A 22857-nucleotide genomic window follows, 5' to 3' on the forward strand; every position below is an offset into this window, starting at 1 on the left:
CTTTCTTTGAAGGGTGCTTTTCTTGATTTATTTCATGAAACTCTATGAAAAACCAAAAAATTCGATATAATAAGATAACTTATGGTTTAGGAGGAGTATTTTTTTTCAGGAAAGACTTGCTTTCATGGAAAAAAATCAGGGATAAAATGAAGAATAAAGGCGTTTATTTTGGGTTGTCTGCCTATGTATTATGGGGCTTGGTCACACTATATTGGAAAATAATCGTTGGGGTTTCCCCGTTAGCCACGATGTGCTACCGAATCGTGTGGTCCTTTGTTTTTATGGTGTTGTTTATCGTGCTTTCCGGGAAGAAAACGCAATTTTTACAAGAAGCGCGTCTGCTGTGGAAGAACAAAGCATTTGCTGGACTGATCGTTTTAGCGTCTGTGCTGATTTCCATCAACTGGTTCACTTTTATCTTCGCGGTGAGTGCGGGCCACGTGATGCAAGCCAGCTTAGGCTATTACATCAATCCGCTAGTCAATGTCTTGTTAGCAACCGTTTTTTTGAAGGAACGACTTAGTCGTACTGGCATGCTGGCGTGTCTGCTGGCAAGTATCGGGGTAATCTTATTGTCGATTCAAACAGGAACGATTCCTTATGCCTCACTGATCATGGCCTTTTCCTTTAGTACGTATGGCTTGATCAAAAAAAGAATCCCTATTAGTTCCGTCACTGGGTTAACGATCGAGACGATGGTGATTTTTCCCTTTGCGCTCGTGTATATTTTAGGATTTTCAAGCGTCGGCTTTATGAATTATCCCTTGCAAACCAATCTCTTATTGATGGGTGCCGGGATCGTGACGGCTATTCCGCTGTTGCTGTTTGCGGAAGCCGCGAAAAATGTTTCTTACATTACGCTTGGGTTTATTCAATACGTCAACCCGACGATCATGCTTTTGTTGGCCATCTTTTTGTTTCACGAAACCTATTCACTGGCCCAATTTTCCGCCTTTGCGTTTATTTGGCTAGGGATCGCGGTCTTCACCTATGGTACGTTAGGCACGGCTATGAAAGAGCGGCGCATGGGACAGCAAAGAAAGCAACTCTGATACATCAGGAATGGCTGCAGCTGAGCCGTTCCTTTTTTTATTAAAAAACAACTCAATTTAGATAGTGAAGGATGTTGCAAGGAGAATTGTTCAATGGTATAACAAAGGAAAAGCACGTTGCAGAAATTCTGATTGAAAAGGGTTGCATCTGCCACAGAGGTGTGTTATTATTCTTTCAGTTACAAGGATTGTTACTGTTCGGCAGGCAAAACCAGAATTGACCGTAGCGCGCTAATGGGGAGATTCTAGGTTTTTTTATTTTGGAGTGAGGGAAAACGATGGTTATTGGGAAAATATTAAATAATAATGTCGTCATCTCGACCAATGATGCCGGTCAGGAAGTGATCTATATGGGTCGTGGCATTGCGTTTAAGAAGAAGGTCGGCGATCCAGTGGATGAAGCCTTTGTCGAAAAAGAATTTGTGTTAAAGGATACGTTTACCGCAAATCAGTTTCAGCAATTGTTTTCAGACATTCCTGTGGAAGAAGTCGAAGCCGTCAAGCAAGTGGTGGATGATGCAGAAGCGTCATTGGGGATCGAGCTGTCGCCAAATATTTATTTGACACTGACCGATCATATCCATTATGCGCTAGTTCGGGCACGTGAAGGCATTGAGCTGCCGAATCCATTGTTGTTTGAGACCCGCAAATTTTATCCGAAAGAGTATGCGGTTGCAGCAGATGCCGTTGCTTATTTTGAAAAAGTCTTCGGGATTTCATTGCCGGAATCGGAAATTGGCTTTATCGCCTTTCATATCGTCAATAGCGAACAAGCAAATGGTACGATGGAAACCACGATGCAAGCGGTAGAGATCGTTCGTGACGTATTGGCGATCATCAGTCGTTTTTATGGACGAGTCTTTAACCCAGATTCCTTGAACTATCAACGGATCACCACGCATTTACAGTATTTTGCGCAGCGCTATTTAAGCGATGAACTTTCGGGGGAAAAAGATGAATTTTTATTTGCCCTTGTGCAATCGAAGTACCCTAAAGCGTTTCAAACGGTTCAACGGATCAACGAATATTTGATCAAAACCTACGACAAATCGATCGGTGAATCAGAAATGATCTACTTAACGATCCATATCGAACGTGTCGTCAATGATCAAACCAATTAACATTCAATCATTAACGGATTGTTACTGTCAGGCAGGCAATACCCAGATTGAAAAGACAACAGTCAGCGAGGAAAAGACTCGTTGGACGGTCGTTTTTTCAATCTGGGTTTTTTTATTAAAAAAGGAGTGTTGAAAAAATGAGTTCAAATAAAGAAATTGCCGTTCGCGTCCTCGATGCGGTGGGCGGCAAAGAAAATGTCAATAGCGTGGTGCATTGTGCGACCCGCTTGCGTTTCAAATTAAAAGATGAGAACAAAGCGGATACGGCACGCTTGAATCAAGACGACGACGTGATCCAAGTCGTTCAAAGCGGCGGACAATACCAAGTGGTGATCGGCAGTCATGTCAGCGACGTTTACCGTGAATTGAATGGAGTAGCGAACTTCGATGGTGAAGCAGACAGCAAAGGCGACAAAGGCAACCTGTTGAATCAACTGGTGGATATTATTTCGTCGATCTTCACGCCGTTTTTAGGCGCAATGGCAGGTGCCGGGGTCTTAAAAGGATTCTTGACGCTGGCAGTCACCTTGAATTGGTTAGCAGCTGATTCTGGGGTCTACACCGTATTGTATGCGATTGCCGATGGGTTGTTTACCTATTTACCAGTGATGTTGGCTTTTACTGCAGCGAAAAAGTTTCGCACCAATGAATTTCTAGCGGTTTCCTTAGCGATGGCGTTGGTTCATCCAGACATTACCGCTTTGGCTGGACAAACCTTGAGTTTCTTAGGCTTACCGGTCATTATTGGTGCTAGTGCTTATACGTCTTCAGTCATTCCGATTATTTTAGCGGTCTTTTTACAAAGCTATGTGGAGCGTTTCTTTAAAAAAGTCATTCCTAGCTTCTTACAGATCATCTGTGTACCTTTAGCGGTCTTCTTGATCATGGCGCCATTGACCTTTATTGTCGTCGGTCCACTAGGAACGATTTTAGGAAACTTGTTAGGTAGTGCTTACGACAGCATTTACCACTTCAGCCCACTGATCGCTGGTGCTGTTATGGGTGGTTTATGGCAAGTCTTTGTGATGTTTGGCATGCACTGGGGCTTTGTGCCGATCATCATGTTGAATCTCAGTCAAACCGGTGTCGATACCATGGTACCAATGCTGTTGCCAGCTGTCCTTTCTCAAGGTGGTGCAGCGCTAGCAGTGTTCTTTATGACAAAAAATGTGAAATTGAAAGGCTTGGCCCTTTCTTCAACGATCACCTCAATTTTTGGGATCACAGAACCGACGGTGTATGGGGTAACCTTGCCATTGAAAAAACCATTTATCGCCGCGTGTATCAGTGGTGCCATCGGGGGAGCCTTCATCGGCTTCAGCCAAGTCGAAAACTATACCTTTGGGTTAGTCAGCTTACTAAGTCTTCCTTCCTTTATCCCACAAGATACGAAAGATCTAAGTGGTCTGATCGCAGCTTCAATCGGAACGGCTATCGCTTTTGGCGCCGCGTTTGTCTTGACCTTCTTCTTACGTTTTGAAGATCAGCCAGCAACCGATGCCAGTGCAGCACCAGCAAAAGAGCCAGCAGCACCCACAGATAGTTCGTCTAAAGAACGAGTGATCCTCAGCAGTCCGTTAGAAGGCAAAGTGGTTCCCTTAGCAGAAGTCAAAGACCAAGTCTTTTCTTCTGGTGCATTAGGAAAAGGCATCGCCATCGAACCGACCGTCGGGGCTTTGTATGCGCCGGCAGATGGCACCATCACGACGCTCTTTCCTACCGGCCATGCTGTTGGTTTGACCACTACGGATGGAGCAGAAGTCTTGATGCATATTGGTATGGATACCGTGGAACTAGATGGCAAAGGCTTTGAGGTCTTTGTTAAACAAGACGATCAAGTCAAACGCGGTGATTTGTTGGTGAAGTTTGATCTAGATACGATCAAAGCTGCCGGCTTATCCACGATTACACCAATCGTTGTGACGAATACGCCGCAATATTTAGATGTGATGGATATGAATCAAACCGATGTCTTGCAAGGAGAAGACTTCTTAGCCATCGTAAAATAAGCAAAAGAAACCCGATCCTCGACTGAATATCAGCAAGGATCGGGTTTTTTGTAAGAAAATAAGGCGCAGTTGCCGGTCTCGCTTGCCTTCTTCGGTGGAGAATGCTTGTCACAGCGCTAGTTAAGGGCAAGACCAACAGCAGGAACGCGTACTCAGGGAAAATCCGAACATTCTTATGGGCTGCTCCTTATACATGGCTTAAATTTTCGGCAAGCGACTCTAAAGCGGGGAAATCGAGAATTGCATAGCCCTGTTTTTGTTTTTCGATCAGCTTGTCTTCACGAAAGCTGGTAAAGGTTCGCAGCAGGTGGCGATAGCTGACATTCAAGATTGCGGCACAGGTGGTTAACTGAAAGGAAAAGTGTTGGTTTTCTTGATGCGCAAGAATAAATTTGGCCAACCGTGTCTCTACAGGTTCCGTCAATGAATTCGCTAAGTTGATCCCCGAATTCAAGCGGGAACTGAGCAACTGACAGATGGTTTGCAAAAAGCGGACGTCTTGTTGCAAGGTGCTGCGGTAGCGATTCAAAGGGATGCAGACGCAGACGCAAGCAGAAGCGGCTTTAACACTGCTTTTCGGCAAGAGTTCCCATAAAGAGGAAGCTTCCCCTAAAGGTGCAGCCGGCTTGGCGTAATCAATACAAATCGTTTGGGTATCCGAAGAGAAGGAATAGACCATCACGGTTCCTTCCACGAGAAAATACAAGTATTCAGAAGGCGTGCCCGTTCGAATCAGGTGCTCTTCTTTTTCAAAGGAATGCAAAGTGGCCATCGCTAACAAATCATTGTCCATATAAGATTGCAGATCGTATGTGTCAATGTAATTACTGAGGCGTGCGGTATCATCGATTTTTTTCATGGGAATCAGCCACTCCTGAATGGTTTTCTTTAAGTATAGCTTAGTTCCCCTTTTGACTCAACACGAACGATAAATAAAAACTAATGTAAATTGTATGTAAAAATAAGGTAAAATAGGACATGTGTCACTTCATTTTGAAGGGATACTTGGTATGATTTGAATGTAAGAAAGCTTCAAACCATTAGGAGGAGAAAAAATGCCATTGAAACGAATTGTTAAAGGAATGTTAGGAATTGCGTTAGTTGCAGCATTGACCGGCTGTGGGAATGGGAGCAGCAGCAGCGACAGCAGTGCCGCAGCCGAAAAAGAAAAGCTGGTGGTACAATTCGTACCGACCAATAATGACGGCTCGATGCAAGCCAAAGCAAAACCGTTTGCTGAGTATTTATCAAAAAAATTAGACCGTGAAGTAGAAGTAACGTTAGCAACGGATTATTCGACGATCGTAGAAGCGATGGCTTCTGGACAAGTTGATTTAGGGATCATGCCGCCAGCCGCTTATGTTCAAGCCAAAGATATGGATGCAGCAGAAGCGATTTTGACTTCTCAATTAGGTGCCTATGATCCAGAGACCGGCTTGCCATTAGAAGGGGAAAAAACCAATACCTTCAAAGGGGAGATCTTGGTACGTGCGGATAGCGATATGACAGAATTGACGGACTTAAAAGGGAAAAAAATCGCTACATTGAGTCCGAACTCTGCCAGCGGCTATATTTACCCAGTTGCCGAGTTGAAAGATGCAGGAGTTGATCCAACGACGGATGCTACATTAACGACGGTGAACGATATTCCAAGTGAGATCACTGCAGTCTTGAATGGTCAGATGGATGCCGCCTTTGTGTTTCAAGGGGCACGGAATGTCTTTGCTTCAAGCTTCCCAGATAACGATTTATTCGAAGATCTAAAAGTTCTTTACTTAACCGAAGGGGACATCCCGAATGACGCCATTGCCGTTCAACCGACGATGGATGCTGAACTAAAAGAGCAGATCAAAGAAGTGTTCTTGAATATGGCAGACGATGAAGAAGGCGCCGAAGCAATGAGCTTGTGGGGACACCAAGGGTATGAAGAAGCAGCTGATTCTGCTTACGATACCATTCGCGACTATACTAAACGAGCAGCAGAGTAAAAAATCAGGGATTGCGGTAGAAGGATAACGGGACACGGAGATGTGCAGCGATTTACTAGGGGAATAGGTGGAATACGCAGTATCAGTGCATTTTTTAGTGAGATAGACCGTGACCGATTGGGGAAACTTTGCCGCGGTCCCTACATAATGGAGAAGACAGATGATAACTTTTGAGAATGTATCCAAAGTCTACCCGAATGGGGTCAAAGGATTACAGAACATAGATGTAACGATTGAACAAGGAGAATTTGTGGCAATCATTGGTTTGAGCGGTGCTGGTAAGAGTACCTTTTTGCGCTCGATCAATCGCTTAGTGCCAATCACTGAAGGAGATATCCGGGTAGATGGCAAATCAGTCACGAAAGCCAATAAAAAAGAATTGCGCTTGATTCGCCGACAAATCGGATTGATCTCCCAAAGCTTCAATTTGGTCAAACGTAGTACTGTCCAAAAGAATGTGCTATCTGGTCGTTTGGGGTATTACGGGACATGGAAAAGTATTTTAGGGTTGTTTACGAAAGAAGACTACGAAAGAACGAAAGAAGCACTAGCGACTGTCGGCTTGTCAGACAAACTGCAAACGAGAAGCGACCAGTTGAGTGGTGGGCAACAGCAGCGGGTATCCATCGCCCGTGCCTTGGTCCAACAAGCACCAGTGATTTTAGCAGATGAACCCGTGGCATCGCTAGATCCCATCACCACAGAGAAAGTGATGGAGGATTTGAAGAAGATCAATCAAGAAATGGGCAAAACGATTGTCATCAATCTGCATTCGATTCCCTTGGCTCGTCAGTATGCAACAAGGATCATTGCCTTAAAAGCAGGTGCAATCGTTTTTGACGGCAACGTAGCCGCTTTGATGGATCAGCGTTTAGAACAAATCTATGGGAAAGCAATTTTTGAAGAAAAGGCAGGAGAAATCGATGAAACTGAAAGAAACAGTTCATTTTAATTGGTACAAACACCTGCTGCTGATTCTTTTATTGCTGCTCTTTTTTCAAAGCAGTGCCTGGATCACGGGGGCTGATTTTGCACAAGTGTGGTCGAATCGAAGCCAGATGACGGCTTTCATGGCTCGATTTTTGCATCCGGATTTTAGTTATTTACCGCAACTGATGATGCCCTTGATCAAGACATTGCAAATGTCCTTTTTAGGCACTGTTTTAGGAGTAGTCGCAGCGATACCGGTGAGTCTGTTGGCGACGACAGTCGTGACAGAAAGCCGGTGGGTCTCTGTGCCGATGCGTTTTCTCTTAGGTCTGGTGCGGACGATCCCCAATTTATTGTTGGCGGCATTGTTCGTAGCGATTTTTGGGATCGGTGAAGCCACTGGTGTTTTGACCATCGCGGTCTTTACCTTTGGGATGGTTTCACAGCTGATGTTCCAAGCGATCGAAACCATTGATTTTGCGCCAATCGAAGCAGCGGCGGCGGTAGGGGCAAATAAATTTCAAGTGACTGTTTGGGCGATCATACCTCAAGTCATCAGCCAGTTTGCCAGCTATACTTTTTATGCCTTTGAAGTCAATGTTCGAGCTTCGACGGTGTTAGGATATGTTGGTGCCGGCGGGATCGGGGTCATCTTGAACGCCTCATTGGCATTGTTGAATTATGAACGGGTCTCGATCATTATCTTGACGATTTTGCTAACGGTAGCGATCGTTGATTTTCTAAGTGAGCGGGTAAGGAGGTCATTCCTATGATGATCAGAGAAGTGAAGAAAACGACTTGGCTGTTATGGGGACTCTTTGCTATCTTACTGGCATTATCTGCAGCGACGCTGGATTATTCCGGATTGAGTACTTTTTCCTTAGCGATGGGAAGAGATGTCCTGCAAGGGTTGAGTCAGCCAGACTGGTCTTTCTTTTACGACGGTAGCGGGGAGGATCTGTGGAGCTTATTGTTACTGACGATCGGGATCGCCTGTCTAGGAACGATGATCGCAACAGTCTGCGCGATACCGGTGACCTTGCTGAGTGCCGCCAACCTATGGTCTTCTGCGCCGTGGGTCGCGAAGATCGGCAAAATGATCTGCAATATCTTGCGGGCATTTCCAGAGCTAGTTTATGCGATTATTTTTGTCCGTGTGGTAGGTCCGGGACCTTTCGCTGGGGTTATGGCGATCGGTGTCCACCAGATCGGTATGCTGGGCAAGCTGTTCACGGAAGAAATGGAAGCCATGGATGAGCGCTTGACGGAAGAGATGCAAGCAGTTGGTGCCAACTTTTGGCAGACGATGTTTTTCGTGCGGGTCCCTTACTTAGCACCCATCTATAGTTCCTTTGCATTGAATCATTTTGAAATTGCGGTCCGCAGTGCGGCAACGTTAGGGTTAGTCGGTGCTGGCGGGATCGGTGCACCATTGATTTTTGCTATTCAAACCAGAACCTGGAGCAAGGTAAGTATTATTTTGTTGGGCGTCGTTGTGACCGTCTTCTTATTAGACCAGTTGACTGGAATCATCAGAAAGAAATTGAGATAAACCTATGAATATATTGCATATATCAGATATCCATTTTCGAGAAAGTTACCTGCCTTGTGAGGAAGGGTATCAAGGAATGCTGGCAGCCATGCAAAATCCCTTGATTCCTCTTGAAGAGTGTATCCAAGATGCCAAGGCGCGAGGGGCGATCGATTTGGTGGTGATCAGTGGCGATTTGACCGAAGATGGCGCGCCTGCCGATTATGCCTCTTTGAAGCAATATTTAGAAAAAGCCTTTGGCTCAGTGCCGATCGTGGTAACGCTAGGTAATCACGATATCAAACGGCATTTTCGCCAAGGCTGGCAAGGTAAGTCAGTTGAAACGGCCAGTGATACGCCTTTTAATCAAGTCTATGAAACGGAGACATTGGCGATCGTGACTTTCGATAATTCCTGCTATGGCTATGCCGACGGTATCGTAGATGAACGACAGTTTGAATGGCTGCAAGCCACGCTGGCGCAGCTCAAAGAGAAAAAGATCGTTTTTGTGACGCACCATCATTTGTTGCCTTATCAAGCAAGCACGCCGGCATGGGCCGGTGCCAATCGTTTGGTGGCATTATTGCAGCAGTATCAGATCTCTTGTATTCTCAGTGGACATACCCATCATGCATTTACGGGAACGATCGCAGGGATTCCTTACTATACTGTGGCAAGTATGTCGTTTGTCGGGGAAGATGAAGGCGAGGGGATGGTCCGTTTTGAAGAACGCTATGGATACAATTTGTATCGTTTTGAGGAAGGCGCGCTGGTTCATCAATCCTCAGAAAACTATCGACCGAACCGCGTATTGATGCGGGTCAACATGCAAGGATAAAAAACAGACGTTCCGTAAACGCTGAATTTAGCAGCAGGAAAGGAACGTCTGTTTTTGTGCAAAAAAGGCTTAACCTTGATTGCCAAAGGTTTTGACAACTTCAATCGTGCCGTCGATATGGAAAAACAAGGTATAGTTTTCTTCGGTTTTGATACCGTCAAAGCGGCGAGCATAATAGGTGACTGCGTCTTTGAAGGTTTGTGGGGGGACACCTAAAAAATCAGCGCATGCCGCCAACGTTTTGCAGCCTTCTTCAAAACAAGCGATGATATCATAGGGCGTGACCACGATCGCAGAACCAATGTCACGGGCTTTGCGTTCTTGTTTGCGTTTTTCGTTGGTGTCTTGGGCGGTAATGTCGCCAGCACTGGTCAAATAATGACCGATTTCTTCACCGATGGTGCTCAAGAGGTCTTCTTGTGATTGGTCAGGGTTCAAGTAAATATGGTGATCGATGTACAATCCTTGCTGACCATCAGGCATATTTTTATCGAAAATAAAGTGCAAGTCTGGGTAGGCGGCCATCAGTTCTTCTACTTTATCCATTTCCATCATTCCTTTTGGGCGTGCCGCTGTTTTATAAATTCAATGTAGCTGAGGATATCTTCCATCTGCTCATCGGTGACGTCATCATCAATATGGGCCGCAACGGTTTGAACTTTTGCAGAGGGCGGCGTAAAGCCTGCCGGGACTTGTCTGCCTAATAAAAAATCGGTGGATACTTGAAAAATCTCCGCGAGTTTGACGATGGTCTCGCCATCGGGTTCGTTACGATCATTTTCGAAATGCGAATACGCTGCGCGGGTGATCCCTAGCTGATCTGCGATCTGCTGTTGGGTTTGGTTGGTTCGTAGTCTGAGTGTTCTTAGCCGTTCGCCAAGCATGAGTGATCGCCTCCTTTTTTGTAGTATAGCACGTTGGATATAATTTGTATCTATTTTTGTATTATTTGATATAAAAAATATCACATCAGTTGACGATACGAATCGTATCTTTTATACTGGAAACAGATGATATGAATCGTATCAAAAAGAATGGGGGAGGATCATGGATACATCGATCGTAACAGTTGTCTTGCCGTCACTCATTACTGGTGTACTTACTTATTTGGCTACCCGAGTATCCAGCAAAGCGAATTTGGAACAAACGAATATCGAAAATGCCCAAAAGCTTTACCTAAAATATGAACAGATCAATCAAGAATTGACCCATAAAATCGATCAGTTAGAAGAAGAAGTCCAAAAGACCGCCAAAACCTACCAAGAAGAAGTCTTGGTCTATCAAGGAAAGCTTGCTACTGCCCAAAGCGAAAGGGATTTATTGCGGGCAGAAAACCAGGTGCTGAAAGAATTACAGCGAGGGAATCAAGTGCCTGTGGCGCGTGAAGAGAAGCAACATTCAGCCGTTGGCTAATAGAAAAAAACTGCTTATCCATCAATAAGCAGTTTTTTTTCTAGTTTTTATTCTTTAATTGATCATTTGTTCATTCACGTAGGCAGCATAAAGCGGGTGATTGTTGATCAATTCTGCATGGGTACCTTGACCGGTAATGGTACCTTTTTCTATAAAGTAGATTTGATCGGCATCCACGATGGTCGACAAGCGATGGGCGATCACTAATGTCGTGCGCCCTTCCATTAGATGATCCAACGCCCGCTGGACCTTTTCTTCCGACTGAGAATCTAGGCTGGCGGTCGCTTCATCGAGCATCAGCAGCTTGGGGTCTCGCAAGAATGCTCGTGCGATGGCGATCCGTTGTTTTTGCCCGCCAGATAGTTTGACGCCGCGTTCGCCGATTTGTGTTTCTAGTTTTTCGGGGAACTCTTGGACGAACTGATCGGCATAAGCCAATGCCAGTCCTTGCCACAATTCCTCCTCTGACAGTGTTCGGCTTAATCCGTATTGCAAGTTTTCCCGAATCGTACCGGCAAAGACCGCACTGTCTTGGGAAACATAGCCGATCTGTGCCCGCCAGTCCTGCAGATCAATGTCAGCTATCGGCTGTTCACCAATCAGCAAGCGCCCGCTGGTGGGTTCATAAAAGCGTTCCAGTAAAGCGAAGATCGTGGATTTTCCGCCGCCGCTTGGTCCCGCAAAAGCAATCACGGTGTTGGGTTTGGCTTCAAAAGAAATGTTTTGCAAAATCGGCCGTTTGGGATCATAACTGAAATCGATCTGTTCTGCCCGTAGGACTGCGCCGTCGATAGCGGCTTTGGGTGCTGCCTGGATCGGCTCCAGCGGCGTATCCAAAATTTCTTGGATCCGTTCCGTAGCACCCATCGCTTTTTGGACTTGTGAAAAGAACATCGCAAACGTCGTCACAGGCGCAATAATATTAAAGAGATACAGTAGAAAAGCAATCAATGCGCCACTCGTCAAGGTGCCGGCTTGGACACGGATCGCGCCATAACCGAGGATTCCTACGAGTAATCCCAGCATTGCCGTCGTCATGATTGGCTGCAAAATCGCACTAACTTTCGCATCCTTGACCCCGAGGGTAAAGATTGCCCCAATGTTGCGCCGACCGTTTTCTTGTTCACTAGCTTCTCCGTTGCTGGCTTTGATCAAACGGATCTCTGAGAGTTTTTCGCTGGCATCCGCATTGAAATCGGCAGTCGCTGCTTGTAGTTGGCGTCCTAGTTTCGACATGATCTTGCCGATCGGCCACATGATCAAGGTGATCAAAGGCACCGCACTGAACATGATCGCCGCCATCTTCCAATCCATCAAAAACAAGATGATCATCGAACCAACCAATTGGATCAAGCCAGTGACAAAGCTGGGAAATTGCGAGGTGACTAGTTCTTTGATCACGGAAGTATCATTAACGAGTCGCGAACTGCTTTCCCCCGACTTATGGTCATCAAAATAGCTGACTGGCAAATGCAGCAGATGTTTCCAAAGACGTTCTCGTAATGTTTTCACGGCACTTTCTCCCACATAGCGCAAGAGAAAGCCGCCTAAAGTGCCTACGCCTAATTGCAGCACAAAGGCTAGGATCAAAACGACCAGCATGGAGGTGCTGAACGTGGGGGTGCCGCTGGCATCGACTAGCGTTTTCGTCAGCTGCGGCACGACCAAACTGGCGGCACTCGTGATCAGGCTAAAGAGCATCCCTAAAAGAAACAAGCCTTTCTTGGGATTGACACTGACGATCAGGTGGATAAAGTCTTTCATTTTAAATTTGTTTTTGTTCACTGTTGGTGTCGTTGTTTCCATTCGTTTTCCTCCGCTACAAGCAAGATGTCCTGCAGCTTTTTCTTTTTCATTAGGTGCTATTAGAAATCCTGCCAATCATCTTCGGCTGCTTCGTCTTTAGAAGCGGAATCAGGTCTTGCTTTGCGGTCTTGTCCAAACCCGTAGGCATCAAAAAAGTTGCCTTTTCCCCATGTGTCCCGTGGATCATTCGCCTCGCTACTATCAAATGGCCCAAATGGCCCAAATGACCGATTGCCAAACATGCCGCGGTGTCCAGGAAATGGCATTTGCCGCATGGCTTCTTTGATCTGCTTTTTCATTTGACGCCGCTCGTCAGCGCCCATATCTTGCCAAGTATCTTTCATTTGTTGCTTCATTTTTCGGCGATCGTCATTCGTCATTTCCTGCCAATTTCCACCCCATTGCTTCATCATCTGTTCCCGGATCTCCTGCATAGCTTGTAGACGATCCATCGGGTCAATAAAGCGTTGCGTCTGTTGCTGAAAGTCAGCTTCCCACCCAGTGGCGATGTTTTCAAGCAGACGGGCAAATTCGGTTTGTTCTTCCTCTGTTAACCCAGCAAAAAACGTTTGACTGCTGGCGGCTTCTTTTTGTGCCAGTAATTTTTCTGCTTTTTTTCGTCCAGTCTCTGTCAGAAAGATTCGTTTGATCCTTTTGTCGGCTGCATCTTCTTTGCGTTGGATATCCCCACTGCTTTCCATTTTCTTCAATAGTTCTGCCAAGGAACTTGGCCGTAAATCTAAAACTTCTGCGAGGTAATTTTGCACCAAGCCATCTTCTAAATTTAAAACGGCTAGGACGCGTTGCTGTCCAGAAAGGCGTTGGTTATTTTGACTCATAAAAGCATTGCTGGCTTCGCTGATAAAACGAAGCTGTTTCATTAAGTGATCGGTCATTGTACTCATTGAGAACACTCCTTTTGAATTATTGTTCGGTACCTAATGATATCGATGAGTTGATTATAGTTCGGTGCCGAACGAATGTCAAGAGGAAGTAGCTGGGATTTTTTTCTAACAAAAAGTAAGCAAAATGATTGACTTACTAAAAGTAAGTTTGATGTGCTGAGTCCATCGTTAAAGAAAACACAATAAAAGGAGTACAAAAGAATGGTCTTTGGATTTGGGAAAAAAGAACAAATAATTGAAAAAGAAGTAATTAAAGAGGTGTATCGCACTCCGGAAAAGAAAAAAGCGCAAAAAATCGGAATCATCGTTGGCAGCACGAGAGAAGGCCGCGTGAGTCCGCAAGTAGCCAATTACGTTTTACAAACAGCACGAGCACATAGCGACCGCTCATTTGAAATCATTGATATCAAAGACTACGACTTGCCCTTTATGGGTACAGGCGAAGCGAACCAAGCGTGGAATGAAAAAATCGCTGAATTAGACGGTTATATCTTCATCGTACAAGAATACAATCATGGGCTATCGGCTTCCTTGAAAAATGCGTTAGACAGCGCCCGCGAGGAATGGTTCAACAAAGCAGCAGCAATCGTCAGCTATGGTTCAGCAGGGGGGATTCGGGCCGCTGAGCAAGTTCGCTTGATTTTGGCGGAACAAAAAGTAGCCACGGTGCGCACTAATCCAGCCTTCAACTTATTTACTGATTTTGAAAATTTTGCCACCTTTACTCCTGGCGAACATATGACGGCAGGAATGAACGATATGTTGACGGAATTACTGGACTGGGCAGACACATTTGCCAATCGTTAAAAAACAAACGAAAACAATCTTAGGAGGAACCTATCATGAAATTTGGTATTATTTTAGGCAGTACAAGAGAAGGACGCGTAAGTCCGCAAGTCGGAGCATATATTCAAGAAATTGCTACTCAACGGTCAGAGCATCAGTTTGAGATCGTTGATGTAAAGGCATTTGATTTACCGTTTATGGGAACGGCTGAGCCAAACATGGCGTGGAACAAAAAAATCGCTGAATTAGATGGCTATATCTTCATCGTACAAGAATACAACCACGGTTTTGCGGCTTCCTTGAAAAATGCCGTAGACTCTGCACGGGAAGAATGGTTTGATAAAGCAGCTGGGATCGTCAGTTATGGTTCTGGCGGTGGGATTCGTGCCGCTGAACAATTGCGTAACGTTTTAGCTGAACAAAAAGTTGCCACCGTGCGGACTAACCCAGCCTTCAATCTCTTCACAGATTTTGAAAATTTCAGTACCTTCAAACCCGGTGCGCACATGGCTGCAGGTGTCAATGACATGCTGGATGAATTGTTGTTGTGGTCAAAAGCTTTTGCCACGATTCGCTGATCTGTTTTAGGAGGTCACCATTTATCATCGATCATTTGCTGTTTCATTTATTGAATGGAGCAGCATTTTTTTGCGTTTCCAAGGAATGGTTTTCACTGGAAAGGCTATTTCACTGAAAGAATGACTAAAAATCGGGTATACTAGAAGAACAGAAGATGCGGGCAACTGCGTTCGATTTTTTGCCCAACGAGTGCATCCAGTAACAGAGGAGTGAACAAGAGCATGAATCTACTTTTTGCGATTGATGATCGATTCAGTGAACAATTAAAAACAACGTTATATTCAATCAAACGCCATACGACAGCAGCATCTTTCGATGTCTATGTCTTACAAGAAAAAGAATTGAGGCAAGGTGCAGAGCTAGAGGTCTTTTGTCAAAAATTGGCGATGACCTATCATCCCGTCATCATCGGTTCTGGTTCGATCTTTAAAACGGCACCAGTTAGTGACCGCTACCCAGAATCAATCTACTATCGATTGTTGGCACAAAATTACTTGCCGCAGCAGGTGGAAAAAATCCTGTATCTGGATGCGGATATTTTGTGCATCAATGATTTGCGCCCCTTGTATGAGCTGACGTTAGGGGATTTTCTGTATGCCGCTGCCAGTCATTCCAAGCTGACAGAAGTGACGACGGTCATCAATAAAGTCCGTTTGCGCAATTATGAGTCAGAAGGCTACTATAATTCAGGTGTCTTGCTGATGAATGTGCACCAGCTACGGCAAGAGGTCAAAGAAACAGAAATCGCAGCCTTCATTGAGAAAAATCATTTGAACCTCTTTTTGCCGGATCAAGATATTTTGAATGGGTTATATGGTGATCGGGTGCTGGCGATTCCTGATCAGCTCTATAACTATGATGTACGGAAAAACCGTACGTATGAGACGATCAGCCTAGGGGAATGGAGTTTGGATTGGGTCATCGAACATACCGTTTTGCTGCATTTTTGCGGCAAAGAGAAACCATGGAAGAAAGGCTATCGCAGCCGCTACGGTTCGTTATACAAATATGTAGAAAATGAACGGCGGAAGTTTGAAGAGGAACAATCAAAGTAGCTGTCATTGAATATAATCAAAATTACCTTGAAAGAAACGTCCACACGGCCGTTTCTTTTTTTAAGCGTTCTATTCTGCTTTTTTTCGATTCGATGGTACGATGAAACTAGTGAGTTATGAAAAAAAGAAGGAGTGGAGAACATGAAATTTTTAATTTGGCTGGTCTGTGTGATCGGCATTGAAGCAACAGGAATCATATCGAGTTTGTTTGCAGGGGACATTGCCGGAACGTATGCGCAAATGGAAAAACCCTTTTTAGCCCCTCCTGGCGGGATCATTGGGATCGTTTGGACGATTTTGTATGCCTTTATGGGAACGGCGTTGTATCTGTTGATCGTCGCCAAAGTCAATCCAGCGCTTAAAAAGAATGCCTACATCTTCTTTGCGATCCAGCAAGTATTAAACTTCTTTTGGAGTATCGTTTTCTTTGGCTGGAATGCTTACTGGGCAGGAACGGTCATTATTGTCTTGTTAGTGTTATCAGTGATTATTTGTATGATCCTCTTTGCTCGCATCGACAAAAAAGCGATGTACTTGTTTATTCCTTATTTGATTTGGTGTTTATACGCCGGCTACTTAACGATTGGCTTAACTTTATTGAATGCCTGATAGAAAAACCCTCTTCCAAGCGTCTTGTTGGAAGAGGGTTTTTTCTTTTAGATATAGTCTTCAGTCAATTCCATAAAGCTGGCAACATCTTTTAGGACCATGTCGATCCCTGCTTGCCAGAAGTCTGGTTTCGTTAAATCGACACCAAGGTGTTTTTGCGCCAGTTCTTCCGTCGTCATTGAAGCAGTATCTTGCAATAAAGCAATGTATTCTTCTTCAAAGCTAGACCCTTTTTCATTGGCATACGCGTAGATCCCCATACTAAAGAGGTAACCAAAGGTATAAGGGAAGTTGTAGAACGGCACATCGTCAATAAAGAAGTGCAATTTGGCTGCCCAGAAATGTGGGTGATAAGTCGCTAACCCATCCGCATAGCTTTCTTTTTGCGCCGCAGTCATCATTTCCGTGATTTGTTCCGCTGAAACCAAGCCCTTTTGACGAGCTTGATAGAAGCTGTTCTCAAAAATAAAACGTGCGTGGATGTTCATGAACATCGCGATCGCATTTTGCATTTTAGCATCCAATAGATTGATTTTTTCTTCTTTTGTCGTTGCTTCTTTGAGGGTTGCATCAGCAACGATCAATTCAGCAAAGGTACTTGCTGTTTCGGCAACGTTCATGGCATAGTTGCGGTTTAATTCTGGCAGCTCCCAAAGAACGCTGCTGTGAAAAGCGTGACCGAGCTCATGGGCAAGCGTCGCTACTTCGTTGACAGAATTGCTGTAGGTCATGAAAATACGTGATTCTTTGGTTTCTGGCAAGCTGGTGCAATAGCCGCCAGGACGTTTGCCGGGACGATCTTCTGCTTCGATCCAGCTTTTTTCAAAAGCGACTTGGGCAAAGTCAGCCATTTTTGGGCTGAACTTACGGAAGTTGGTCAAAATGAAGTCAGCTGCTTCATCAAAGGTGTAGGTTCTTTCTTCCATATCGCCAAGGATGATTGGCGCATCTTGGTCTTGCCATTCCATTTTTTCTTTGCCGAAAAGCTGCGCTTTGCGGGTCAAGAAATCAACGATCGGCTGTTTGTTCTTTTGGATCGTGCCCCACATAGCATCCAATGTCGCTTTTTGCAGACGATTGTATTCTAATGGTTCCTTCAAGTAATCAGTGACACCGTGAAGTTTGAAGGTAGAAAGGCGGAAACCGTCTAAGTGGTTCAAGGTATCCGCAAAGAGGTCTTCTTTTTCTGCCCACGTCTTTTCCCAAGTGTCGAATAAACGCGCACGAACTTCCGGATCAGGATCACCCATCATTTTATTGAAGGCTTGACCAGCTGAAAACTTGATCGTCGTGCCGTCTTCTTGCAGGAAAGGAATTTCGATCGAGGCAACGATCGTATCGTAATGTTGGCTCCAAGCATTCAAGCCATCTAAATTTAAAGTATTGATGATGGTCTCTTCTGCTTCGGATAACAATTCTTTGCCGTCGCGGCGAATCTCGCTTAAACGAAAAGCGACAGGTGCTAAGTTTTCCGCTTTAACTAGTGCTGTCCAATCATCCTCAGAAATTTCTGTCAATTTTTTCGAGAAAACGGTTTGTGCTGCTTGCAGTGCTGGCAATTTTGCGTAGAGGTCACCCGTCAGGATTTTGGCTTTGCTGTCATTGACATTCGCTGAAAGCAAGGCATTGATAAAGCTGCCGCATTGTGAAAATCCTTGACTAATAGTTGCGGATAAATCAAGTAACTCTTCTAATTTTGCTGCATCGTCTTCGCTGTTGGGCGACCATGCATCGACTGTTGTTCGGTAATTTGCAATTTGTTCTTCCAGTTGGCTCATGCGTTCTTTTAATTGAACAGAATCGCTGCCTCCCGGAAAGATTGTTTCCAGATTCCAATTGATTGAATAGGTCATTCCTATCAAACCCCTTTCTTTTCCTTCGATCTTATTAAGTATAGCATAACGAAATTTGGTCGCAACCATCAGAATCCTTATGAAATAAGGGTTCTTGATGAAACTGTACCAAAAACAAAAAATGGAATGTATAACTCCTTGATCTATTGATAGGGCGGAAAAACGTCAAAAATAAAAAAACTATCACATCCTCATCAAATTCTTAGAAAAAAATCGATGGATAAATATTACATATGAAAAAAAACAGCGAGTAAAAAAACGCCTGATGAGCGATATTCGCTTTTTCATGCATAATGCCAAATCCTTTGCGAAAAGAACACGAAATTTACCACTGCGAAAGCGTATACAATTAGGTAGCATAGAGGTGTAAACAGAAGAAGGAGGAAGAAAAATGCCAAATGCTATTCATGTTTTTTCAGAGATTGGACGATTGAAGCAAGTCATGCTTCACCGCCCTGGTCGGGAATTGGAGAACCTTGTTCCTGATCATTTGAACCGCCTGCTATTTGATGATATTCCTTTTTTGGAACAAGCCAGAGCAGAACATGATCGGTTTGCGGAAGTCCTACGTCAAAATGATGTGGAGGTGTTGTATCTAGAAGATTTAGCTGCTGAATCGCTCACGTCACCAGAAATCAAACAGCAATTTCTCAAGGATTATTTAGCGGAAACTACAATCCAAAGTCCTGAGATCATCAAAGAAGTCACGGATTATTTTATGTCTTGTGACAATGATCGGGAACTGATCGACAAAACTATGGCTGGTTTAGCCAAAAATGAACTGGAGCTGCCAAATACCCAGAGCCTCGCTGGGACCGTGGATGATCAATACCCATTTCTGATCGATCCAATGCCAAATTTGTATTTTACACGAGATCCCTTTGCGACGATTGGTAACGGAGTATCCTTGAATCGCATGTATTCAGAAACAAGACGGCGCGAAACGTTATACGGCAAATATATTTTTGCTCATCATCCAATGTTCCAGCAAAATCCGCCTCATATGCTTTATGATCGCGCCCAACCAACCCGCATCGAAGGTGGCGACGAATTAGTTCTGTCAAAACATGTGTTGGCGATTGGTATCTCGCAACGAACGGATGCCGCTTCGATTGAGCAGCTGGCCCGCAAAGTGTTCGAAAATGAGCCAAGCTTTGAGTATGTTCTAGCGTTTGACATTGGTCAAGAGCGCAAGTTCATGCATTTAGATACGGTATTTACAATGGTCGATCATGACAAGTTTACGATCCATCCAGAAATCGAAGGAGAGCTGACGGTTTATTCAATCTCACGAGCAGGTGATGGGGTGACGATCAAAGAAGAAAAGGACACGTTGGAAAATATTTTATGTCGCTATCTAGAACTAAATACGGTTGAATTGATTCGTTGCGGCGGCAGTGATTTGATTGCAGCAGCTCGGGAACAATGGAATGACGGTTCCAATACCTTGACGATCGCACCTGGCGAAGTCGTCGTATATGACCGCAATACCATCACCAATCAGAAGTTGGCGGAAGCCGGCATCAAATTGCACAAAATCTCCGGCAGTGAATTGGTTCGTGGTCGTGGCGGTCCTCGTTGCATGAGCATGCCATTTGTTAGAGAAGATATTTAAATCAGAGGAGGAATCATCGATGGAACAAGTATTTAAAGGAAGAAGTTTTTTAGCAGAAAAAGATTTTACGAAAGCCGAGTTAGAATACCTCATTGATTTTTCAATCTATTTAAAACAATTGAAAAAACAAAATATTTCTCATCGTTATTTAGAAGGCAAGAACATTGCCCTTTTGTTTGAAAAAACATCGACTCGGACACGGGCGGCCTTTACGACAGCTGCCATCGATCTTGGTGCCCATCCAGAATTTTTAGGCGCGAATGATATTCAGCTAGGCAAAAAAGAATCTGTCGAAGATACAGCAAAAGTTTTAGGCAGCATGTTTGACGGTATTGAGTTTCGTGGATTCAGTCAACAAGTCGTTGAAGATTTAGCCAAATTCTCCGGTGTTCCTGTTTGGAATGGCTTAACCGATGAATGGCATCCAACCCAAATGATCGCTGACTTTATGACCATCAAAGAAAACTTCGGCACCTTGGAAAACATTACGCTAGTTTATGTGGGCGACGGCCGGAACAATATGGCGAATAGTTTGTTAGTGACGGGGGCAATTTTAGGGGTCAACGTTCGTATCTGTGCACCAAAAGAACTTTTCCCAGCGCAAGAAGTGACAGACTATGCCAACAAATTTGCTAAAGAATCTGGCAGTCAGTTGATGGTAACAGATGATATCCAAAAAGGCGTCAAAGATGCAGACGTCTTGTATACCGATGTTTGGGTGTCAATGGGGGAAGAAGACCAGTTCGAAGAGCGGGTGAAGCTGTTGAAAGATTACCAGATCAACCGCGAAATGGTGATGGCCACCGGAAAACAAGACGATGGCTTGATCGTGCTGCACTGCTTGCCAGCGTTCCATGATACGAATACGACGTATGGAAAAATGATCGAAGAAAAATTTGGCATTTCTGAAATGGAGATCACAGACGATATTTTCCGTAGTCACTGGGGTCGTCAATTTGAAGAGGCTGAAAACCGGATGCACTCGATCAAAGCGATCATGGCAGTAACATTAGGCGATCTATTTATTCCTAGAGTGTGAGAAGGAGCAGTGAGCAGATGAGTGAAAAGAAACCAACGATCGTTGTCGCCCTTGGCGGCAACGCCATCTTAGCAGAAGATGCCAGTGCCAAAGGGCAAAAAGAGCGAATCAAACAGACCGTGGACTATCTGATTCCCTTGATCCGAAAAGACGTCAATTTGATCATTACTCATGGGAATGGTCCCCAAGTGGGAAACCTGGTTTTGCAGCAGCAAGCGAGCGATTCTAGCAAAAACCCAGCAATGCCTTTAGATACCTGTGTCGCCATGACCCAAGGCAGTATTGGCTATTGGTTGCAAAATGAGCTGAGAATCCAGTTGAAAGCAGCACAAATAGCGAAGCCGGTGGTGACTGTGGTCACGGAAATTACAGTCGATGCCCAAGATCCAGCATTTGCCCATCCGACAAAACCAATCGGGCCGTTCTTAACGGAAACGGCTGCCAAAGAAGCCATGGCGGCTTCAGATGCCATCTACCGGGAAGATGCTGGTCGTGGCTGGCGGAAAGTCGTGGCTAGTCCTGCACCACAAGCGATCCAAGAAGTTGCCAGCATCAAAGCGCTGATTGAACAAAACACGATCGTCATTTGTGCAGGAGGCGGCGGCATTCCCGTGCTAGACAATGGCCTGGGTGTTGAAGCCGTGATCGATAAAGATTTTGCTTCTGAAAAATTGGCTCGATTAGTCGATGCGGATCAGCTGATCATTTTAACGGGCGTAGAAAAAATCGCTTTGAACTTTGGCAAGGAAAGTGAGCAGTGGTTGGATCATGTGACCGCCGCGGAATTGGAAACCTATGTCGATGAAGGCCATTTTTCACCAGGTAGTATGTTGCCGAAAGTACAAGCCGCTTTGAACTTTGTCAAAATGGGGGCGGAAAAACGGGCAGTGATTACTTCTTTAGACAAGCTGGCAGCTATCGATGATGCTGGCACGCAGATCACCTGGAAGTAAGCGAAGCAGCAAAGCAAGACCCAAAATATTGGAGTGAGAAAAATGATCGACCACCAAATAAAAGATCCATCAACAAGAGCGAACAGCTTTCAATGGCTGGAAGAAGAAAATCAGCAGCGTTTGAAAGAGCATATTTACTGCCGTACGTACAAAAAAGGTCAAGTGCTTTTTTATGAAGGCGACGTAAGAGATCGGATATTCCTTGTGATAGAAGGACTTGTGCGGATCGAAAAGACCGACGGAACTGATTCCTATTGTTATGTAGATTTTGTTGGGCCAGATCAGTTATTTCCTTTGATTGGCTTGTTTGAAAGAGACAACTATGATGTATCGGCATTCGCTGCAACAGACATTGTCGTGCAGTTTGCAGCGATGTCACTGTTTGAACCGCTAGTCGTTTCGTCTACAAGTCAGTTGCTGTGGCTCAATCAGCAAATGAGCCGGCAGTTGGAAAAGCAAAGACGCCGTGTCGAGTATTGTGTCACCTCCAGCGCGCAAACAAGAGTCGTTAATACGATTGGTCTTTTGATGATCGAGCATGGGCAGACACAAGGTGAGCAGATTCGCATCCCTTTTCCAGTTTTTATCAATGATATAGCCAAGTACAGTGGAACGACGCGAGAGACAGTCAGTCAAACGCTCAAGGCGCTCGTGCATAAAAGAAAGATTTATTATCGCTACAAAGAACTCATTATTTATGACCAAGATTATTTTTCTCATGTTGCCAAGTAATGGCTGGCAGCAAATAGGATCGATTCAAAAAAGGGGGAACACA

General features: G+C 44.7%; 23 protein-coding genes. 17 read left to right on the forward strand and 6 right to left on the reverse strand.

Going from position 1 to position 22857, the window contains the following annotated elements:
* Positions 1-146: 146 nt before the first annotated feature.
* The 3 genes from rarD (at position 147) to ACIPK1_RS12995 (ending at position 4182) form a co-directional block, all read left to right on the forward strand.
* Positions 147-1052 (forward strand): EamA family transporter RarD, encoded by a 906-nt coding sequence (gene rarD / locus ACIPK1_RS12985; protein WP_301389106.1) that lies wholly within the window; start codon positions 147-149, stop codon positions 1050-1052.
* Positions 1053-1330: 278 nt separating this feature from the next.
* Positions 1331-2173 (forward strand): BglG family transcription antiterminator LicT, encoded by an 843-nt coding sequence (gene licT / locus ACIPK1_RS12990; protein WP_005233287.1) that lies wholly within the window; start codon positions 1331-1333, stop codon positions 2171-2173.
* A 137-nt stretch (positions 2174-2310) separates the two neighbouring features.
* Positions 2311-4182, forward strand: a complete 1872-nt coding sequence (locus tag ACIPK1_RS12995; protein WP_008380211.1) for a beta-glucoside-specific PTS transporter subunit IIABC — start codon at positions 2311-2313, stop codon at positions 4180-4182.
* A 187-nt stretch (positions 4183-4369) separates the two neighbouring features.
* Here ACIPK1_RS12995 and ACIPK1_RS13000 read toward each other — a convergent pair whose 3' ends face one another.
* On the reverse strand, positions 4370-5041 hold the full coding sequence (locus ACIPK1_RS13000; RefSeq protein WP_005233292.1) for a cyclic nucleotide-binding domain-containing protein: 672 nt from the start codon (positions 5039-5041) through the stop codon (positions 4370-4372).
* A 196-nt stretch (positions 5042-5237) separates the two neighbouring features.
* On the opposite strand from ACIPK1_RS13000, the gene ACIPK1_RS13005 reads away from it, so the two are divergent.
* The 5 genes from ACIPK1_RS13005 to ACIPK1_RS13025 all read left to right on the forward strand — a co-directional run bounded on the left by ACIPK1_RS13005 (position 5238) and on the right by ACIPK1_RS13025 (position 9469).
* Positions 5238-6170 (forward strand): phosphate/phosphite/phosphonate ABC transporter substrate-binding protein, encoded by a 933-nt coding sequence (locus tag ACIPK1_RS13005; RefSeq protein ID WP_008380209.1) that lies wholly within the window; start codon positions 5238-5240, stop codon positions 6168-6170.
* A gap of 160 nt (positions 6171-6330) precedes the next feature.
* A complete protein-coding gene (gene phnC / locus ACIPK1_RS13010) occupies positions 6331-7122 on the forward strand; it encodes a phosphonate ABC transporter ATP-binding protein (protein WP_400451090.1) in 792 nt (263 codons plus the stop codon).
* Entirely contained in the window at positions 7094-7873 is a 780-nt protein-coding gene (gene phnE, locus ACIPK1_RS13015; RefSeq protein WP_008380208.1) for a phosphonate ABC transporter, permease protein PhnE, read from the forward strand. Before phnC ends, phnE (ACIPK1_RS13015) begins: the two co-directional genes overlap by 29 nt.
* Entirely contained in the window at positions 7870-8652 is a 783-nt protein-coding gene (gene phnE, locus ACIPK1_RS13020) for a phosphonate ABC transporter, permease protein PhnE (protein ID WP_005230666.1), read from the forward strand. Before phnE (ACIPK1_RS13015) ends, phnE (ACIPK1_RS13020) begins: the two co-directional genes overlap by 4 nt.
* Positions 8653-8656: 4 nt before the next feature.
* Positions 8657-9469, forward strand: coding sequence for a metallophosphoesterase (locus ACIPK1_RS13025; RefSeq protein ID WP_005233299.1), 813 nt, complete (start codon positions 8657-8659; stop codon positions 9467-9469).
* Positions 9470-9538: 69 nt separating this feature from the next.
* On the opposite strand, the gene ACIPK1_RS13030 is transcribed toward ACIPK1_RS13025, so the two are convergent.
* Both ACIPK1_RS13030 and ACIPK1_RS13035 read right to left on the reverse strand, forming a co-directional pair.
* Positions 9539-10015, reverse strand: coding sequence for an ImmA/IrrE family metallo-endopeptidase (locus ACIPK1_RS13030; RefSeq protein WP_034858679.1), 477 nt, complete (start codon positions 10013-10015; stop codon positions 9539-9541).
* A 5-nt stretch (positions 10016-10020) separates the two neighbouring features.
* Positions 10021-10353 (reverse strand): helix-turn-helix domain-containing protein, encoded by a 333-nt coding sequence (locus tag ACIPK1_RS13035; protein ID WP_005230670.1) that lies wholly within the window; start codon positions 10351-10353, stop codon positions 10021-10023.
* A 163-nt stretch (positions 10354-10516) separates the two neighbouring features.
* On the opposite strand from ACIPK1_RS13035, the gene ACIPK1_RS13040 reads away from it, so the two are divergent.
* Entirely contained in the window at positions 10517-10882 is a 366-nt protein-coding gene (locus ACIPK1_RS13040) for a hypothetical protein (protein WP_005233306.1), read from the forward strand.
* A 54-nt stretch (positions 10883-10936) separates the two neighbouring features.
* Here the strand turns inward: ACIPK1_RS13040 and ACIPK1_RS13045 are convergent, their stop codons facing one another.
* On the reverse strand, positions 10937-12688 hold the full coding sequence (locus ACIPK1_RS13045) for an ABC transporter ATP-binding protein (protein WP_008380198.1): 1752 nt from the start codon (positions 12686-12688) through the stop codon (positions 10937-10939).
* Positions 12689-12747: 59 nt separating this feature from the next.
* A complete protein-coding gene (locus ACIPK1_RS13050; RefSeq protein ID WP_016612002.1) occupies positions 12748-13593 on the reverse strand; it encodes a MarR family transcriptional regulator in 846 nt (281 codons plus the stop codon).
* A 201-nt stretch (positions 13594-13794) separates the two neighbouring features.
* On the opposite strand from ACIPK1_RS13050, the gene ACIPK1_RS13055 reads away from it, so the two are divergent.
* From ACIPK1_RS13055 to ACIPK1_RS13070, 4 genes are all read left to right on the forward strand, one after another.
* On the forward strand, positions 13795-14400 hold the full coding sequence (locus ACIPK1_RS13055) for an NADPH-dependent FMN reductase (RefSeq protein ID WP_005233311.1): 606 nt from the start codon (positions 13795-13797) through the stop codon (positions 14398-14400).
* Positions 14401-14435: 35 nt separating this feature from the next.
* Entirely contained in the window at positions 14436-14957 is a 522-nt protein-coding gene (locus ACIPK1_RS13060; protein WP_005233313.1) for an NADPH-dependent FMN reductase, read from the forward strand.
* Positions 14958-15179: 222 nt separating this feature from the next.
* Positions 15180-16013, forward strand: a complete 834-nt coding sequence (locus ACIPK1_RS13065; RefSeq protein ID WP_005233315.1) for a glycosyltransferase family 8 protein — start codon at positions 15180-15182, stop codon at positions 16011-16013.
* 141 nt (positions 16014-16154) lie between these two features.
* Complete coding sequence (locus ACIPK1_RS13070) at positions 16155-16622, forward strand: TspO/MBR family protein (RefSeq protein ID WP_005233316.1); 468 nt, start codon at positions 16155-16157, stop codon at positions 16620-16622.
* 47 nt (positions 16623-16669) lie between these two features.
* Here ACIPK1_RS13070 and ACIPK1_RS13075 read toward each other — a convergent pair whose 3' ends face one another.
* Positions 16670-18475: a M3 family oligoendopeptidase gene (locus ACIPK1_RS13075; RefSeq protein ID WP_034872886.1), complete on the reverse strand. Its 1806-nt coding sequence runs from the start codon at positions 18473-18475 to the stop codon at positions 16670-16672.
* Between the two features lie 391 nt (positions 18476-18866).
* On the opposite strand from ACIPK1_RS13075, the gene arcA reads away from it, so the two are divergent.
* Genes arcA through ACIPK1_RS13095 form a run of 4 tightly spaced genes read left to right on the forward strand, consistent with a single transcriptional unit; the run spans position 18867 to position 22814 of the window.
* A complete protein-coding gene (gene arcA, locus ACIPK1_RS13080; protein WP_061053384.1) occupies positions 18867-20090 on the forward strand; it encodes an arginine deiminase in 1224 nt (407 codons plus the stop codon).
* Between the two features lie 19 nt (positions 20091-20109).
* The gene (gene argF, locus ACIPK1_RS13085) at positions 20110-21129 is read left to right on the forward strand and encodes an ornithine carbamoyltransferase (protein ID WP_008380172.1); all 1020 of its coding nucleotides are present in this window, start codon (positions 20110-20112) and stop codon (positions 21127-21129) included.
* 17 nt (positions 21130-21146) lie between these two features.
* Entirely contained in the window at positions 21147-22082 is a 936-nt protein-coding gene (arcC, locus tag ACIPK1_RS13090; RefSeq protein ID WP_016620322.1) for a carbamate kinase, read from the forward strand.
* 42 nt (positions 22083-22124) lie between these two features.
* Positions 22125-22814, forward strand: coding sequence for a Crp/Fnr family transcriptional regulator (locus ACIPK1_RS13095; protein ID WP_005233329.1), 690 nt, complete (start codon positions 22125-22127; stop codon positions 22812-22814).
* Positions 22815-22857 lie beyond the last annotated feature (43 nt).

Origin of the sequence: Enterococcus sp. NPDC086594 (assembly GCF_044746145.1) — a bacterium.
Classification (GTDB): Bacteria; Bacillota; Bacilli; order Lactobacillales; family Enterococcaceae; genus Enterococcus_D; species Enterococcus_D entomosocium.